The sequence below is a fragment of the Flavobacterium sp. AC274 genome, from assembly GCF_979258275.1.
Window position 1 is genome coordinate 5323328 of the sequence record NZ_OZ409852.1, and the last position, 15814, is coordinate 5339141.

General features: G+C 34.7%; 11 protein-coding genes and 2 pseudogenes. 7 read left to right on the forward strand and 6 right to left on the reverse strand.

The window, feature by feature from the left end:
• Positions 1-61: 61 nt before the first annotated feature.
• Together ACZZZT_RS24030 and apaG are read left to right on the forward strand one after the other, a co-directional pair.
• A pseudogene (locus ACZZZT_RS24030) lies at positions 62-1323 on the forward strand (type IX secretion system plug protein).
• 80 nt (positions 1324-1403) lie between these two features.
• Complete coding sequence (gene apaG, locus ACZZZT_RS24035) at positions 1404-1790, forward strand: Co2+/Mg2+ efflux protein ApaG (protein ID WP_042563756.1); 387 nt, start codon at positions 1404-1406, stop codon at positions 1788-1790.
• Here the strand turns inward: apaG and pdeM are convergent.
• From pdeM to ACZZZT_RS24055, 4 genes and pseudogenes are all read right to left on the reverse strand, one after another.
• Positions 1787-2422, reverse strand: a complete 636-nt coding sequence (pdeM, locus tag ACZZZT_RS24040) for a ligase-associated DNA damage response endonuclease PdeM (RefSeq protein ID WP_042563755.1) — start codon at positions 2420-2422, stop codon at positions 1787-1789. The genes apaG and pdeM overlap by 4 nt on opposite strands.
• 221 nt (positions 2423-2643) lie before the next feature.
• Entirely contained in the window at positions 2644-5103 is a 2460-nt protein-coding gene (locus ACZZZT_RS24045) for a ligase-associated DNA damage response DEXH box helicase (RefSeq protein WP_463462209.1), read from the reverse strand.
• 61 nt (positions 5104-5164) lie between these two features.
• Positions 5165-6765 (reverse strand): annotated as a pseudogene (locus ACZZZT_RS24050) (ATP-dependent DNA ligase).
• Entirely contained in the window at positions 6762-7793 is a 1032-nt protein-coding gene (locus ACZZZT_RS24055; protein WP_463462210.1) for a ligase-associated DNA damage response exonuclease, read from the reverse strand. The pseudogene ACZZZT_RS24050 and the gene ACZZZT_RS24055 overlap by 4 nt, the downstream one beginning before the upstream one ends.
• A 201-nt stretch (positions 7794-7994) precedes the next feature.
• Between ACZZZT_RS24055 and pruA the strand changes: the two genes are divergently transcribed.
• On the forward strand, positions 7995-9620 hold the full coding sequence (gene pruA, locus ACZZZT_RS24060; protein WP_042563751.1) for an L-glutamate gamma-semialdehyde dehydrogenase: 1626 nt from the start codon (positions 7995-7997) through the stop codon (positions 9618-9620).
• Positions 9621-9914: 294 nt separating this feature from the next.
• Positions 9915-10646, forward strand: a complete 732-nt coding sequence (locus ACZZZT_RS24065) for a hypothetical protein (protein ID WP_463462211.1) — start codon at positions 9915-9917, stop codon at positions 10644-10646.
• 104 nt (positions 10647-10750) lie between these two features.
• Here the strand turns inward: ACZZZT_RS24065 and rsmG are convergent, their stop codons facing one another.
• Positions 10751-11380: a 16S rRNA (guanine(527)-N(7))-methyltransferase RsmG gene (rsmG, locus tag ACZZZT_RS24070; RefSeq protein WP_463462212.1), complete on the reverse strand. Its 630-nt coding sequence runs from the start codon at positions 11378-11380 to the stop codon at positions 10751-10753.
• A 107-nt stretch (positions 11381-11487) separates the two neighbouring features.
• Here rsmG and ACZZZT_RS24075 point away from each other — a divergent pair, with 107 nt between their 5' ends.
• Both ACZZZT_RS24075 and ACZZZT_RS24080 read left to right on the forward strand, forming a co-directional pair.
• The gene (locus ACZZZT_RS24075) at positions 11488-12582 is read left to right on the forward strand and encodes a fatty acid desaturase family protein (protein WP_042563748.1); all 1095 of its coding nucleotides are present in this window, start codon (positions 11488-11490) and stop codon (positions 12580-12582) included.
• A 70-nt stretch (positions 12583-12652) separates the two neighbouring features.
• On the forward strand, positions 12653-13843 hold the full coding sequence (locus tag ACZZZT_RS24080) for a pyridoxal phosphate-dependent aminotransferase (RefSeq protein WP_463462213.1): 1191 nt from the start codon (positions 12653-12655) through the stop codon (positions 13841-13843).
• A 53-nt stretch (positions 13844-13896) separates the two neighbouring features.
• Here the strand turns inward: ACZZZT_RS24080 and ACZZZT_RS24085 are convergent, their stop codons facing one another.
• A complete protein-coding gene (locus ACZZZT_RS24085; RefSeq protein WP_463462214.1) occupies positions 13897-14955 on the reverse strand; it encodes a serine hydrolase domain-containing protein in 1059 nt (352 codons plus the stop codon).
• Between the two features lie 371 nt (positions 14956-15326).
• Here ACZZZT_RS24085 and ACZZZT_RS24090 point away from each other — a divergent pair, with 371 nt between their 5' ends.
• On the forward strand, positions 15327-15782 hold the full coding sequence (locus ACZZZT_RS24090) for a ferritin-like domain-containing protein (RefSeq protein WP_042565636.1): 456 nt from the start codon (positions 15327-15329) through the stop codon (positions 15780-15782).
• The last annotated feature ends 32 nt before the right edge of the window (positions 15783-15814 follow it).

Consider the following 15814-nt stretch of genomic DNA (forward strand, 5'->3'; position numbering starts at 1 on the left):
ATAAAACGTACTATTTTTCGTTATATAAATTGTTATATTTACAATCTTACAACGCAATAAGATGTCAAAATTTTTGTTTCAGAACTTTCTTTTGTTTTTCATTTTTACTTTCGCGACAGCGCAGGAAGTACAAACAGAAGTAATTCCTCCTTATAATATAAAAACAGTTTCGTTTGTTCAAAACGGAAATAATGTTGTGCCAATATTTGAATTAGGCTCCACGTTTGAATTGCAATTTGATGATTTATTTGGCAACGAAGCCAATTATTATTTTGATATTACGCATTGCGATTACAACTGGAAACCAACCGATATTCCTAAAACAGATTTTATTCGTGGTTTTGATAACCAAAGGATTACAGATTATGTAAATTCTTTTAACACGCTTCAGGTTTATTCACATTACCGGCTTGCTTTTCCCAATCAGTTTACAACGCAATTACGACTTTCAGGGAATTATATCTTAAAAATTCTGAATGAAGATAAGGAAGTTGTTTTCTCAAGAAAATTTATTTTATACGAAGAGCATTCGACTGTTGCAGCCCAGGTAAAAGAAGCCGAAACCTCAGCAATATAAACTATATGCAAAATCTTGAATTTACGATACTTTCTAATGATATTGCTTTTCAAACGCCTTTGCAAAATGTGAGAGTGGTTTTGCTGCAAAATGGGGATTTTAACACAGCAATTAAAAACATTCCTCCTCAATATACAATTGGCAATCAGTTGGTTTATAAATATGGACAGGAAACTTTGTTTTGGGGTGGAAATGAATTTTTATATTTTGAGAATAAAGACATTCGGGCCGCTAATAATAATGTGGGGAAAGTAGGATCTAATAATGATATTTATAACTCTTATTTGTATACCAATGCCGCAAGAGCCAATCAAATTTATACCAATTATGAAGATGTAAACGGTAATTTTGTTGTTAAGAATCTAAACGGTTCTAACAACGAAATTGAAGCCGATTATGCCTGGGTTTATTTTACCCTTTCGGCACCAACATTCAGATCAAATAATAAGGACATTTATGTTACCGGAATGTTTAATAATTACAGCTTATCGGCAGAAAATAAAATGGATTACAACCAGGATAAGGGTGTTTTTGAAAAAGCAATTATGATCAAACAGGGTTTTACCAATTTTCAATATAAAATCGCCGATAAAAAAGGCATTGTTGATTACGAAAATGCTATTGATGGCAACTTCTATCAAACCGAAAATGAATACACAATATTGGTATATTATAAGCAAAGTTCTGATCGATATGAAAGAGTTATCGGAAAGGGGAATGCTAACTCTATCAATATCACCAATTAAAACATTGTTAAAGGATTTCGGGTAAACGAATTTTTTTCGTAAGTTTGCCACTATAACACTCACATATATACGACGTTAGTATGGTTTCTCAGATTACAAGAGGCATAAAAATATCTGTTTTAACTAGTTTTGAAGGTACTTACTTCAAGAACTACAAGATTCATTTTGCCTTTAGTTATGTAATTACAATCGAAAATCATAGTAAAGATTCGGTTCAGTTAACTTCTCGTCACTGGGAAATTTTCGACTCTCTTAACGATCTAGAAGTTGTTGACGGTGAAGGCGTTATCGGCAAAAAACCTGTTTTAAAACCTGGTGAAAATCACACTTACAGCTCTGGTTGTTTGCTTTCATCTCCATACGGAGCCATGAAAGGTCATTTTAATATGATCAATTTTACTACAACAAAAACATTCAAAGTAATTGTTCCTACTTTTAGAATGTGCGCTCCTTTTGCACTGAATTAATTTATTGCAACTTCTATTATTCCCTCTTTTGTAATCGCATAAACTTTGTCTTTTTCTGTTGGAATTAGGTATGAGTTTCCTGTAAATTCTCCAAAAGCCGGAAAAATCAACTGATTTGGTTTGTGAAAAAAGCAAGATAAACTTAAAAATTGGCGTCCCAATCCTCGTAATTGTATTCCGGGATGAATGTGTCCGCAAAAATTAAAGAAGTTTTCTTTTTCTGTGGGATGATGGGTTAATAGAAAATTGCCTATTTCTAATTCATTAAAAATTTCAATATTTAGATCTGAATAGTTTTGTTTAGAAATAATATCGTGATTTCCTTCCACCAAAATTATTTTCTGCGAATGTTCTTTAGTCCATTGCACAAAAAGATCCCATTCATTATTGATTTTACTATGAAACAAATCGCCCAAGAAAACGATTGTTTTTGGATTAAATAATTCTAAAACCGTTTTTAATCGGGTAAAATTTTCAAAAATGGCATTGTTTGGAATTCCGATTCCGTGTTTTCTAAAATGCGCCACTTTTCCTAAATGCACATCTGAGATTAAAAGTATTTTTTCTTTTTCCCAAAAAACAGCACCAGATTGATGCAGAATGAAATCCTGATTGTTTATTATTATGTTCATGTACGTTGTCGCAATTATTTTTAGCCTATAGAAACAAAGCTTTTGGAATGTTCAAAAAAGACGTTTCACTTTTCATATAAACGCATAGCTATGTGAAAAACGAGTTTTCTTAAATAATATTTCTTAGTTAAATAGAATCTATGTTTCTGTGTTAAATTAGATTTTTAGAATCAGCCCAAAAAGTGTGATTCAAGAGGTTTTATCCAAAAATCAGTCCAAAATTATTTCATGTAACTGGCTGTCATTTTTTTAATTCTTTCTGCCAATGTTTCACTTGATAATTTTTCCCGAAGTCGATCTGTAATAATTGGAAAACTAAAAGGTGTTGGCTTTTTACATTGCTTCCAGACAATCGTTTGCCTGTTTATTCGTTCTAAAGCCTGAATCAAACGTCCTTCTTCCAATTGATGTTCGAATGTTTCAATATACGCTTGCTGAAGCAATAAATTGTCGGGTTCATAATCTCGGAAAACTTCAAAAAGCAATTGCGAACCGCTTTGTAAATGTTTGGTTTTAACTGGTTTTCCAGGCATTCCGGTAAATACCAAACCGGCAATTACAGAAATATCCCTAAATTTTCGTCGCGCCATTTCAGTCGAATTCAAACTTTTTTGCAAATCGTGATGTACGTATTCTGTTGAAAATAAATTATTATCAAAAACACTTTCCATATCAATTTCCTGATCAGAAAGTAATTCAAATCCATAATCATTATAAGCTAACGAAAAAGTAATTGGAGAGAGTAGACTAATTCGATACGAAATAATACTGGCCAAGGCTTCGTGTACAAATCGGCCTTCAAAAGGATAAAAAACAGCATGAAATCCTTCACGGGTTTTAAACGTTTCTATTAAAAATTGATTGGTATTAGGAACGATGCTTTCTTTTCTTTGTCTTGCAAAGAGAGGCTGCAATGCAATTAATTCAGGCGTTAACTTATCAGTATTTGCGGCATATAATTCTTCCCGCAATAATTCACTCATTTGTACCGATAAAGCCATACGGCCACCCATCCAGCTTACTACTCTTGAAGCTTTTTTAGGATCTGCTTTTCGCACTAAAACCTGCATATTTTTTACCCGAAATAATTCAAGTCTTTTACCCGCAAACGTAAAGACATCTCCAGGCTGTAGTTTTGAGGCAAACCATTCCTCAATAGAACCTATATAGCCTCCGCTTAAAAACTTAACATTTAACGACGCATCGCCTACAATAGTTCCAATCTGCATTCTGTGATGCATAGCAATCATTCGGCTGTGGATTTTAAAGCGTCCGTCTTCTTCGATTTCAACTTTTTTGAATTCGTCATACGCTTGTAAACTCTGACTTCCGTTGGTAATAAAATTCAGAATCCAGTTCCAGTTTTCTTTTGTCATGTTTTGATAACAAAAGGTGTTTTTGACTTCTTCAAAAATTTCATCGGGATAAAATCCATCCGAAACTGCTAATGTATTAAGGTATTGCACCAAAACATCCCAGCTGTTCAAGTACGGAATTCGGTCTTCGACAATTGTTCTCGCAGCTGCTTTTTTTAATGCCGATGCTTCAATTAATTCTATAGCGTGCGTGGCAAGAAAATAAATCACACTTTCTTTTCCGGGCTGATGTCCACTTCGTCCGGCTCGCTGCAGAAAACGCGCGACTCCTTTTGGCCCGCCAACCTGAATAATGGTTTCAACAGGCGCAAAATCTACTCCTAAATCTAAACTTGAAGTACAAACAACTACTTTTAAGTCTTCATTTCGAATCGCATTTTCAACCCACAATCTTGTTTCTCTACTTATGCTTCCGTGGTGCATTGCCATATCTCCGGCAAATTCAGGATATTTTTCTAATATCGCCTGAAACCACATTTCACATGCAGAACGTACATTGGTAAAAATTAAGGTCGTTTTACTTCTTCTGATGATTTTCGCCACCTCATCAATTAAGTGCAAACCCATATGACCGCGCCACGGGTAACTGTCCATTTTTTCAGGCAGAATCGAAAGTACTTTTATTTTTTTGTTGATATTAGCCTTTATCAAAACTGAATTTTGATAGGCTTCAGAATTTAAACCTAATAAAACCTGTTGTGCCAATTCAAGATTTCCTATTGTAGCTGAAATTCCCCAAATACGCATTTTGGGTGCCACTATTTTTAATCTGGATAAAGCCAATTCCATTTGAACACCGCGTTTCGTGCCTAATAATTCATGCCATTCGTCAACCACAATGGCTGAGCAATTGGCAAAAATTTTCGCAAATTCTTTTGATGCAAGAAGCAATTGTAAACTTTCAGGCGTTGTTATCAGCAAATCCGGCATTTTCTTGCTTTGCTTCGCTCTTTCGCTTTGAGAAGTATCTCCAGAGCGGATTCCGACTGTTAATGGCAACTCTAAATCTTCAACAATTCGTTCTGCCGCTTGTTTTATTTCAACAGAAAGTGCTCGCAAAGGCGTAATCCAAATGGCTTTTAATCCGGGTTTGTGTTTAGTTTTATAATCCGGGTTTTTCTTCATGTAATCGAGAACTATCGGAAACCATAAAGCATAGGTTTTTCCGCTTCCGGTTGGTGCGTTCAGCAAACCGTTTTTTCCCTGCAAAAATGCGGTCCAGGTTTGGGTTTGAAACGGAAATGATTTCCAACCCTGATTCTGAAACCAATTTTCTGCAATAGCATATAATTCTTCTCTATTCATTTTTTTTATAAAGGTTCAAAGTTGCAAAGGCTCAGAGGGACAGAGTTTCCCTTTGAATCTTTTACGAAATCATACTTTTTAGATCTTCAATCGAATTTGCTTCGTCAATTTTTTTATCGTGTCGCCATCTCAAAATTCGTGGGAAACGTGTTGCAACACCGCTTTTATGTCTTTTTGAAAGTGCAATTCCTTCAAAACCAATTTCAAAAACCAATTGTGGCGTAACGCTTCGAACCGGACCAAAACGTTCTAAGGTATTTTTCTTTATAAAATCATCTACTCTTCTAAATTCAGCATCGGTTAAACCGGAATAGGCTTTTGCAAATGTTACCAGTTCTTTTTCGCCTTTATCATTGGTTTGCCAGAGCGCAAAAGTATAATCTGTAAAAAGATTCGAACGTCGCCCGTGACCTCGCATTGCGTACGTTAAAACAGCATCGATTACCAAAGGCTCAATTTTCCATTTCCACCAATCGCCTTTTTTCTTCCAACCTGATAAGTTGAATCGTTGCGTTTTATCATCAAACCTTCACTTTTCATTTCGCGGGCACGCATTCTTTCGGCCGTTACATCATCCCAGGAATGGAGCAAAACTCTTTCTGATAATTGAAAAGAAGCGGTTTTATCTTTAATTGAATTATATAATTGTTCTAATAATAATCTGCGTTCTGCATAAGGCAAATGGCGAATATCCTTACCTTCCCATTCTAAAATATCATAGGCTTTCAAAATTACGGGAACTTTTTCGAGTAAACTTGCTGATATGGCTTTACGCCCAATTCTGGTTTGCAAATCATTAAAAGTTCCAATTTCGCGTTCTGGAAAAGCTAAAATTTCGGCATCAATTACGGTTCCGTTCGGGATTATTTCAACGAAATTTTTGAATTCCGGATATTTATCCGTTACCAGCTCCTCGCCTCTTGACCAAACATAAATTTCGCCTTCGCGGATGATGGTTTGAGACCTGATTCCGTCCCATTTATGTTCTATCGACCAATCTTCGGGATTTCCTAAATTTTCCACTTCGCCTTCAATTGGATATGCAAGATAAAACGGATAGGGTTTTGACAAATAATCGCTGTTTTGTTCATCCAAAATCAATTCCTGAAAAGTAATTGTATTCGGATCCCAGTTTCCCATTAATTTATACGCCAAAGCATCTTCATCAACATCTTCTGCTTTAGAAAGTGCCCTTGTCATCAATTTTTGGCTTACGCCGATTCTAAAACTTCCGGTAATTAATTTGGTAAAAACAAACCGTTCGTAATAATTTAGCGCAAGCCAGTTTTGCTGTAAATATTCTTTTTTCTTCGGATCTGTTTTCTTTTTTAAAGCGATGATTTCCTGAAGATATTCAGTTAAACTTTTATCAGAATGTTCTTTTGTAGTGGGAATAATCAAAGCAATCGTTTCGGCCAAATCTCCCACAATATGGTAACTTTCTTCAAAAAGCCATAACGGGATATTGGCCAGTTCATTTGCCCAATTTCGCAATAAAGTGGTATTGACAGGTCTCGGCGGACGACGGTGTGAAAGAATCGCAATCGTCCACACTTTATCTTCCGGCGATGCATTTTTAAAATACATGGTCAGCGCATCAACTTTTACATTCGTTTTGTTCGAACTGTCAAGGACTTTTATGAGTTGGGCGAAATTTTTCATTCCTGGATTTCTTTCAGAGTTTCAACTTCCTTTTCCATTTCTGCCGTTTCACCTTCGTATTGGGTTTTCTCGGTTCTGGCGTCGTATCCTATTTCTCTTAAGTATTTAGAAAAAATATCGGTATAACCGTGCGTACAGATTACTTTTTCTGCGCCTGTTGCTTTTATGCTATCCAAAAGAGAATACCAATCGCAGTGATCACTAAGAACAAAACCTTTATCAATCGCGCGTCGACGTCTGGCTCCGCGAAAAGCCATCCAGCCACTTGCAGAACCTGTAACGAATGGCGTCATTTTCCTGATCCACGTACTTCCATGCGCACTTGGCGGTGCAAGGACAATGTTTCCTAATAAATCTTCTTTCTTAGTTTCATAAGTCACCAGTTTTGTTGGTGGAAGATCAATTAAAGGGCGTACCACATTGGTCATATTTTCAATGGCGCCGTGCGTATATATTGTTCCGAGATCTGTATCTAAGTATTTTAAAAGTCGTTGTGCTTTTCCTAAAGAATATCCGAACAAAATCGAAGTTTTTCCTTCTGCTTTATTTTCTGCCCACCAATTATTGATTTCTGTAATCACTTCGGCTTGCGGTGTCCAGTTAAAAGCGGGTAATCCAAAAGTGCATTCGGTGATAAAAGTATGGCATTTAACCACTTCATACGGAACAGAGATTCCGTCATCTTCCGTTTTATAATCTCCGGTAAAAACCCAGACTTCGCCTTTATGTTCTACACGAATTTGAGCGCTTCCAATAATATGTCCGGCGGGATGAAAAGAAAATTTTACATTATTGATTACAAAGGTTTCGTTCCAGTCTTTTCCTGTAACATTTATTTCGCCCAAGCGATGGCGAATTATAGGAATATTAGTGTGATGTGTAATATAATTTTCATGCCCCCAGCGCGCATGATCAGAATGTCCGTGTGTAATAATGGCGTTTTTCACCGGTCGCCATGGGTCGAGATAAACATCGGCCTGCTGGCAATAAATTCCATTATCATTAAAAGCTAAAAGGGGAATTTTCATTTCGTTACTATTTTAAATATTTGAAAAAATATTTTGCGTATTTGTATCAAATTTAATTATTAAACAGCTGATGCTCTTTACAATTTAGCCCGATTTGTTTATTTAATTACAACTTTTAATATTGTGTTATGATATAATCAAAATATCCTTTGTACTTTTGTGAAAATTTAAATAATTCGTAATTTTAAATACTTACAACCCATGTTAAAAGGATTCTTTCATGTACCAAAAGCGGTAAACGAACCAGTAAAAGGTTACGCACCGAACTCACCAGAAAAAGCAGCTGTTCAGGCAGCATACACTTCAATGTGGAACTCTAAAATCGATGTTCCATTATACATTGGTAGTGAAGAAATCAAAACCGGAAATACAAAAACCATTTCAGCGCCTCACGATCACAAACATATCGTAGGAACCTATCATTTAGCTGAAAAACAACATATCGAAAAAGCAATTGCAAATGCGCTTGAATCAAGAAAAGCATGGGCAAATATGGCATGGGAACAACGTGCTGCTATTTTCTTAAAAGCTGCGGAACTTATTGCAGGTCCATACAGAGCTCGTATTAATGCTGCTACTATGATTGGACAATCTAAAAATATTCACCAGGCAGAAATTGATGCTTCTTGCGAATTGATCGACTTTTTACGTTACAACGTAGAATTCATGACGCAGATTTACAACGATCAGCCAAAATCTGATTCTACAGTTTGGAACCGTTTAGAATACAGACCTCTTGAAGGTTTTGTTTACGCAATTACTCCTTTTAACTTTACTGCTATTGCTGCAAATCTTCCTGCAAGTGCTGCTATGATGGGTAACGTTGTAATCTGGAAACCAAGTGACAGCCAGGTATTTTCGGCAAAAGTTATTATTGATGTTTTCAAAGAAGCTGGTGTTCCTGATGGCGTTATCAACGTTGTTTTTGGAGATGCTTTAATGATTACCGATACTGTTTTGGCAAGCCGTGATTTCGCCGGAGTTCACTTTACAGGATCTACTCATGTATTTAAAGATATCTGGGCAAAAATTGGTGCAAATATTAACAACTATAAAACTTACCCAAGAATCGTTGGTGAAACTGGTGGGAAGGATTTTATCATTGCGCACCCAAGTGCTAACGTAAAACAAGTTGCAACTGGAATTACTCGTGGAGCATTTGAATTTCAGGGTCAAAAATGTTCTGCAGCTTCAAGAGCTTATATTCCGCAAAGTTTATGGCCAGCTGTAAAGGAACAATTAATTGCTGATGCAAAATCTATGAAAATGGGTTCTCCGGAAGATTTTGGAAACTTTATTACAGCAGTTATTCACGAAGGTTCTTTTGATAAATTAGCTAGTTACATCGATCAGGCTAAAAAAGATGCTGACGCTGAAATCATCATCGGTGGAAACTACGATAAATCTGTAGGATACTTTATTGAGCCAACCGTTATTGTAACTACAAATCCAAAATATACTACAATGGAAACCGAATTATTCGGACCAGTTATTACTATATATGTTTACGAAGATGCAAAATGGGAAGAAACTCTGGAATTAGTTGATACTACTTCTGAATATGCTTTAACAGGAGCTGTATTTAGCCAGGATCGTTATGCTATTGAAGTAGCAACTACGAAATTGCAAAATGCTGCAGGTAACTTCTACATTAATGATAAGCCAACCGGAGCAGTTGTAGGAATGCAGCCTTTTGGTGGAGCAAGAGCTTCCGGAACTAACGATAAAGCTGGTTCTGCATTGAACTTATTACGTTGGGCTTCTCCTAGAACTATTAAAGAAACTTTTGTAACTCCTGAAGATTACAGATACCCATTTTTAGGATAATACATTAGATCATCTAATTTATATAACCCACAGTTGTCTTTTGATAATTGTGGGTTTCTTTTTTAAACAACTCATTTTTAAATAATTGTAAAATTTGTAGTACTTTTCTTATGTTGTTAGAAATCAGTCACTTACCTTCTAAAAAATCCTAATTTATCATTCAAAAAACTTATAGTATCAGGTTAAAAATAAGCTAACATATAATTTTGTCAAAGTTTTAAATCACAAAGAAACAAATAGAAGAAACAGTTTTACTGATATAAAACATGACACTAATTCTAAATTAAAAAGCTTATGAAAAATTTAAAAAATGTTCCTGAAATCATTGTAAAATCAAAATGTATTGGTCACCCAATTAATTTTAAATGGACAAAAAAGAAAATAGATGCGATTTTAGATCCTTTGGAAGGAAATGAAGAACTAGAAATTGCATTAACCCAAATTAACCATAAAGCTGCTATAGGTTTAACAGCAGCTCTTTTAGAATGGGTAAATTGGCGCTTTACAGGATATACAAAAGCAGCAAATGATATCGACAGACGTATCGAAGCACTTTGGGCTTCAATTGCTAATCCTGAATATTCAAGTCCTCTTGATTTTGATACAGATTTAAACATTCCTGCAACAAATTCTGTGAACGGACCAATTTGGGTTGCTCTTATGAATGTGAAAATGGTAGATGTAAGATATAGAAAAGGATCATACTATCTTCAAAACGAACTTGTTGGTTTAGTTTTACTTGCACGTCATATTTCTCCAAAAAAGAAAGTATTTGATAAATGGTTTAGTAGTAGAATAATAGAATTAGCCCGTTTGTTTCCTTGCCAATATAGTGATGAGAATCTTGACGAAACAGACGAAGCAATTTATGATTCATCAAATGAACCTGTAATTTGCAGAGAGTTTTTCTTCGATCCTAAATTCAAATATTCTCCTGAAGCAGCAACACAATCTCTTAATGAGTTTATAGATCATTTAGATCAAAAAAGAAATTCATTTTTACAAATACAAGAAATGGCTTATTAGTTTAAATAATTTCAAATAAAAAAACCGAATCTAAAATTTAGATTCGGTTTTTTTATTATTTGAAGGTTTTCAAACTTGAAACCTGAAACTTTTGAAACAAATTTTTAAGGTTGAAACTTCAATGGTAAATGCACGACTTTTTTAGTCTCAAAAAACTCATCTTCAAAAATATCTGCCAAATCATATAATGTTGCTTTTGGAAAATCTTTTAATTCTTCTGCCAAATCTCCACCTTTAAGATATAAAATTCCATTTTTCAATGTATGCTTGTGTTGCTTTTTGATTTTATCCTTAATCCACGAAACAAAATCCGGCATATTGGTAACGGCACGACTTACAATAAAATCAAAATCTCCTTTTACCAATTCGGCACGCTTTTGTTCCGCTTTTACATTTTTCAATTCTAAAGCATCAACAACGCCCTGAACGACTTTTATTTTCTTGGCTATAACATCGATTAAATAAAAACGGGTTTCAGGAAAAAGAATCGCTAACGGAATCCCGGGAAATCCTCCTCCGGTTCCAACATCAAGAACAGTTGCTCCAGGTTCAAACTTCATTATTTTTGCAATTCCAAGAGAGTGCAAAATGTGTTTTGTATATAAGGCATCAATGTCTTTTCGCGAAATAACATTGATTTTTTCATTCCAATCGTGGTATAAAAAGTCTAATTTTTGAAATTGTTCGATTTGAATGTCGGTCAAATCAGGAAAATATTTCAATATCTCATCCATTGCTCTAATTTTTTAACAAAAGTACTACTTTACGATTGAAATATTTAACTCAATTTTGCAAATTGAAAATTTATAATAATTACCTTTGAAAACTATTTAAATTAATTATGAATAACACTGCGCCTACATTTGCTAAGCAAGACAATCTGAAGTTCTTCAGAACACTTAACTCACGAGTAAACAATTACTTCAAAGAGAACAACATTCAGAAAACCGGAAACTGGAAGCTGCACTTAAAAGCCATTATTCTGTTTGCCGTTTTTTTAACGCCATACTTTTTGATATTAACTCTTGACATGCCTTTTTGGGCACAATTGTTATTAAACATTCTTATGGGAGTTGGAATGGCTGGAATAGGTATGAACGTAATGCACGATGGAAACCATGGGTCTTACTCTTCTAAATCCTGGATCAATAAAATTATGGGCGGAAGCATTTATGTTTTGGCCGGAAATGTACACAACTGGCAAGTACAACACAATGTACTTCATCATACGTATACTAATATTCACGGTCATGATGAAGATCTTGATGCCGGAAGAATTATTCGTTTTACAAAAAATGCTGAATGGCACAAATTTCATAAATTTCAACATTATTATTCTTTTTTCTTATACGGACTTTTGACTTTTAATTGGGCTTTAACGACTGATTTTAAACAAATGAAAAACTATCTGAAGAGAAAATTATCATACGGAACACCACAAAGTCCGGCTAAATTATGGACCGTTTTAGTGATCACTAAAATAATTTATGTTTTAATCTGGATGGTTTTACCAATGGTTTTAGGTGTAACATGGTGGAAAGTTGTTATTGGCTTTTTCGTAATGCATTATGTTGCGGGATTAATTTTAAGTGTCGTTTTTCAATTAGCACACGTAATTGAGGAAACTTCAAATCCGGTTCCAAATGAAAACGGCGAAATGGAAAATACATGGGCCATTCACCAATTATATACAACGGCTAATTTTGCTCCAAAAAACAAAATAATCAACTGGTTTACCGGTGGTTTAAATCATCAGATAGAGCATCATATTTTTCCAAATATTAGTCACATTCACTACGGAAAAATTGCTGAAATTGTAAAACAAACTGCAAAAGAATGCAACTTGCCTTATCATGAATTCAGAACTATGAGAGGAGCTGTTATAGCACATTACAAGCACTTAAAAGATCTTGGAATGAAACCGGAACTAGCATAAAAATCAAAAATCTATTAATAATTAACCTTCCTTAATTAAGTTGAAATTAAGGACATTCAAAATTTTTATAATGAATCATATTCTTTCAGACAGAATTAACAACTTAGCGACATCACAAACCTTAGCAATGGCTGCTTTAGCACGTGAATTAAAATCGCAGGGAAAAGACATTATCAGTTTAAGTTTAGGTGAGCCAGACTTTAATACACCAGATTTTATTAAAGAAGCTGTTAAAAAAGCAGTTGACGAAAATTACAGCACCTATTCTCCGGTAGAAGGTTATTTAGAATTGAGAGAAGCTATTTGCAGAAAATTCAAAAGAGACAATAATTTAGATTATAAACCAACTCAAATTGTAGTTTCGACAGGAGCAAAACAATCTTTATATAATATTGCACAAGTAATGTTAAATGATGGTGACGAGGTTATTTTACCAGCACCTTACTGGGTTTCTTATTTCGAAATTGTAAAATTGTCTGGCGGAGTTCCTGTTGAGGTTCCAACGTCTGTAGATACTGATTTTAAAATTACACCAGCACAATTAGAAGCTGCCATTACACCAAAAACAAAAATGATGTGGTTCAGTTCTCCTTGTAACCCATCTGGATCTGTGTACAGCAGAGAAGAGTTAACAGCTCTTGCAAAAGTTTTAGAAAAACACCCAAATATATATGTGGTTGCCGATGAAATTTATGAGCACATTAATTTCTCAGGAACTTTCTGCAGTATCGGTTCAATTCCAGGAATGTTTGAAAGAACAATTACTGTAAACGGAGTGGCAAAAGCATTTGCTATGACAGGATACAGAATTGGTTACATCGGTGCGCCGGAATTCATTGCAAAAGCGTGTACAAAAATTCAGGGACAAGTAACTTCAGGAGCAAACTCTGTGGCGCAACGTGCTACAATTACTGCTGTTGATGCAGATCCTAGTGTATTAAACCACATGGTTAAGGCTTTTCACGAACGCAGAGATTTGGTTGTTGGTTTATTAAAAGAAATTCCGGGAATAAAAATCAACGTTCCTGAAGGAGCATTTTATGTTTTCCCAGACGTTTCTTCTTTCTTCGGAAAAACATTAAAAGGAACAGAAATTAAAGATGCAAACGATTTATCAATGTATCTTTTAGGCGAAGCAAACGTAGCAACCGTAACTGGAGACGCTTTTGGAAATCCAAATTGTATCCGTTTCTCTTACGCAACAAGCAACGATATATTAAAAGAAGCATTACGCAGAATAAAAGAAGCTTTGGCTGTGTAATCTTATATTAATTATACAAAAAGGGTGCTTCACAGCACCCTTTTTTATTACCGTTATTGCAATACTAAAGCAGCAATATCTCTCGTAAGCGCAGTTGGCGAATTACAATCGCAATTGCTCAATCCTATTACATAAACCTGTTCACTAGGTTCATAAACTCCCATTGATTTAAAACCGAAAATACTGCCTCCGTGCTCACGCACCAATTTCCCGTTTAAATCTTTTATATGCCAGCCATATCCATAATCAATTTTACTTCCATCCTTTAAAGTATAATTCGTAAACGCTTTGTCGGCAATTTTTGAGCTAATTAATTTATTAGAATCAATTGCATTTTGCCACTTTAGCATATCATCTACAGTAGACATAATTGAACCAGAAGCATATGGTATTGAAAAACTAATATAATTTGCATTCACAAGTCCGTCCCTGTTACGATAACCAGAAACCCTGTTTTTTATTATTTTATCATGACTTGCATAGTAACTGTTGTTCATTCCGATTTTTTCGAAAATATGATTCCGTATAAAATCTTCATAAGTTTGACCAGACACAATTTCAAGAATATATCCTAAAACAACATATCCTGAATTACAATACTTAAACTGTTCTCCGGGTTTAAAATCAATGGGGTCATTTTTAAAAAAATCAACCAATTCTTTTGGAGACAAATCCTCTCTGGCAATATCTTTTATAGCTTTCATACTCGTAAAATCTTTAATTCCAGAAGTGTGTGTCAATAAATGATGTATCGTAATAACATTTCCGTTTGTTGGATAATCAGGAATAAATTTCGTGATATCATCATCTAGCTTAATCTTGCCTTGTTCTACCAGCATTAGGATTGAAACAGCCGTGAATTGTTTGGTCATAGATCCAATTTCAAAAACAAACTCAGACTGCATTTTAATATTCATTTCCAAATTCGCCATTCCAAATGCTTTCCTATAAATTACTTTTCCTTTCTTAGCAACTAAAAAAACTGCTCCCGGGCCATCAGGTTTAAATTTTTCATTTATCAGCTTATCTATTTTAGATTCTAAATTTTGACTAAAAGCAGCCGAATAGAATATTAGAAAAAACACCATGTACACTTTAAAAATTGATTTCATATTTACTATTAATTAATGATTGATCTACTTTTGACGACATCATGATCAGCTTGGTTACAAAAACAAATAGCACTTAAATATTTTGGGCGTGTTTCGCCGCGGCGAATCGGGCTATTCGCTACAAGTCCTCGCACTTCCTTCGTCAGGCTGTGGGCTTTCCGCTGCTATCCCTCACGCAAACAGTAACAACCAATTTTTTGTTTTAAAAAATCAAATTAAATCTGTCTAATCTGCTAAATCTGCGTGAGAAATAAATTTTCCTTTCAAAATCCCCATTCCACAATCTTATAAACACACATTGTAATTCTATAAGAATTAAGGCATTATAAAATCCCAACTTTGTATTATACATTAATTTAAAAATTAAAGTCATGACACATACAGATGAAACAACGACAGAAGCAGTAAGTACATTAAACGGATTAATTTCTATTTTGGAAGATGGAAAACTGGGTTATACAAACGCTGCAGAACATGTAGAAAATCACGCAATCAAAGCCGAATTTTTGGATTATGCCCGTGAAAGAGCCTTATTTATTGTTGAATTACAAGACGAAATCAACAAACTAGGAAAATCAACAGATACTTCCGGAGGTGGACCATTAGGAGCTTTACACCGCGCCTGGATCGACATTAAATCATCCTTTACAAGCGGAGATACAGAAGCGATTGTAAATGCCTGCGTAACAGGAGAAGAAGCTGCTGTTGAAAAATACAAAATGGCTTTAGAAAAAAATGAACTTGACGGAAGCCAAATTGCAATCATTTCGAAACAATTAAACAGTATTCAATCTACATTGGATAGAATTAAAATGAAATCGAATTAATATTTAAACATATTTGTTCGAAAAGAAAACCT

Coding starts and splice junctions, on each gene's coding strand:
- ACZZZT_RS24080 (WP_463462213.1), top strand. CDS start 12,653: ATGAATCATATTCTTTCAGACAGAATTAACAACTTAGCGACATCACAA.
- ACZZZT_RS24090 (WP_042565636.1), top strand. CDS start 15,327: ATGACACATACAGATGAAACAACGACAGAAGCAGTAAGTACATTAAAC.
- pruA (WP_042563751.1), top strand. CDS start 7,995: ATGTTAAAAGGATTCTTTCATGTACCAAAAGCGGTAAACGAACCAGTA.
- ACZZZT_RS24075 (WP_042563748.1), top strand. CDS start 11,488: ATGAATAACACTGCGCCTACATTTGCTAAGCAAGACAATCTGAAGTTC.
- rsmG (WP_463462212.1), bottom strand. CDS start 11,380: ATGGATGAGATATTGAAATATTTTCCTGATTTGACCGACATTCAAATC.
- ACZZZT_RS24085 (WP_463462214.1), bottom strand. CDS start 14,955: ATGAAATCAATTTTTAAAGTGTACATGGTGTTTTTTCTAATATTCTAT.
- ACZZZT_RS24055 (WP_463462210.1), bottom strand. CDS start 7,793: ATGAAAATTCCCCTTTTAGCTTTTAATGATAATGGAATTTATTGCCAG.
- pdeM (WP_042563755.1), bottom strand. CDS start 2,422: ATGAACATAATAATAAACAATCAGGATTTCATTCTGCATCAATCTGGT.
- apaG (WP_042563756.1), top strand. CDS start 1,404: ATGGTTTCTCAGATTACAAGAGGCATAAAAATATCTGTTTTAACTAGT.
- ACZZZT_RS24045 (WP_463462209.1), bottom strand. CDS start 5,103: ATGAATAGAGAAGAATTATATGCTATTGCAGAAAATTGGTTTCAGAAT.
- ACZZZT_RS24065 (WP_463462211.1), top strand. CDS start 9,915: ATGAAAAATTTAAAAAATGTTCCTGAAATCATTGTAAAATCAAAATGT.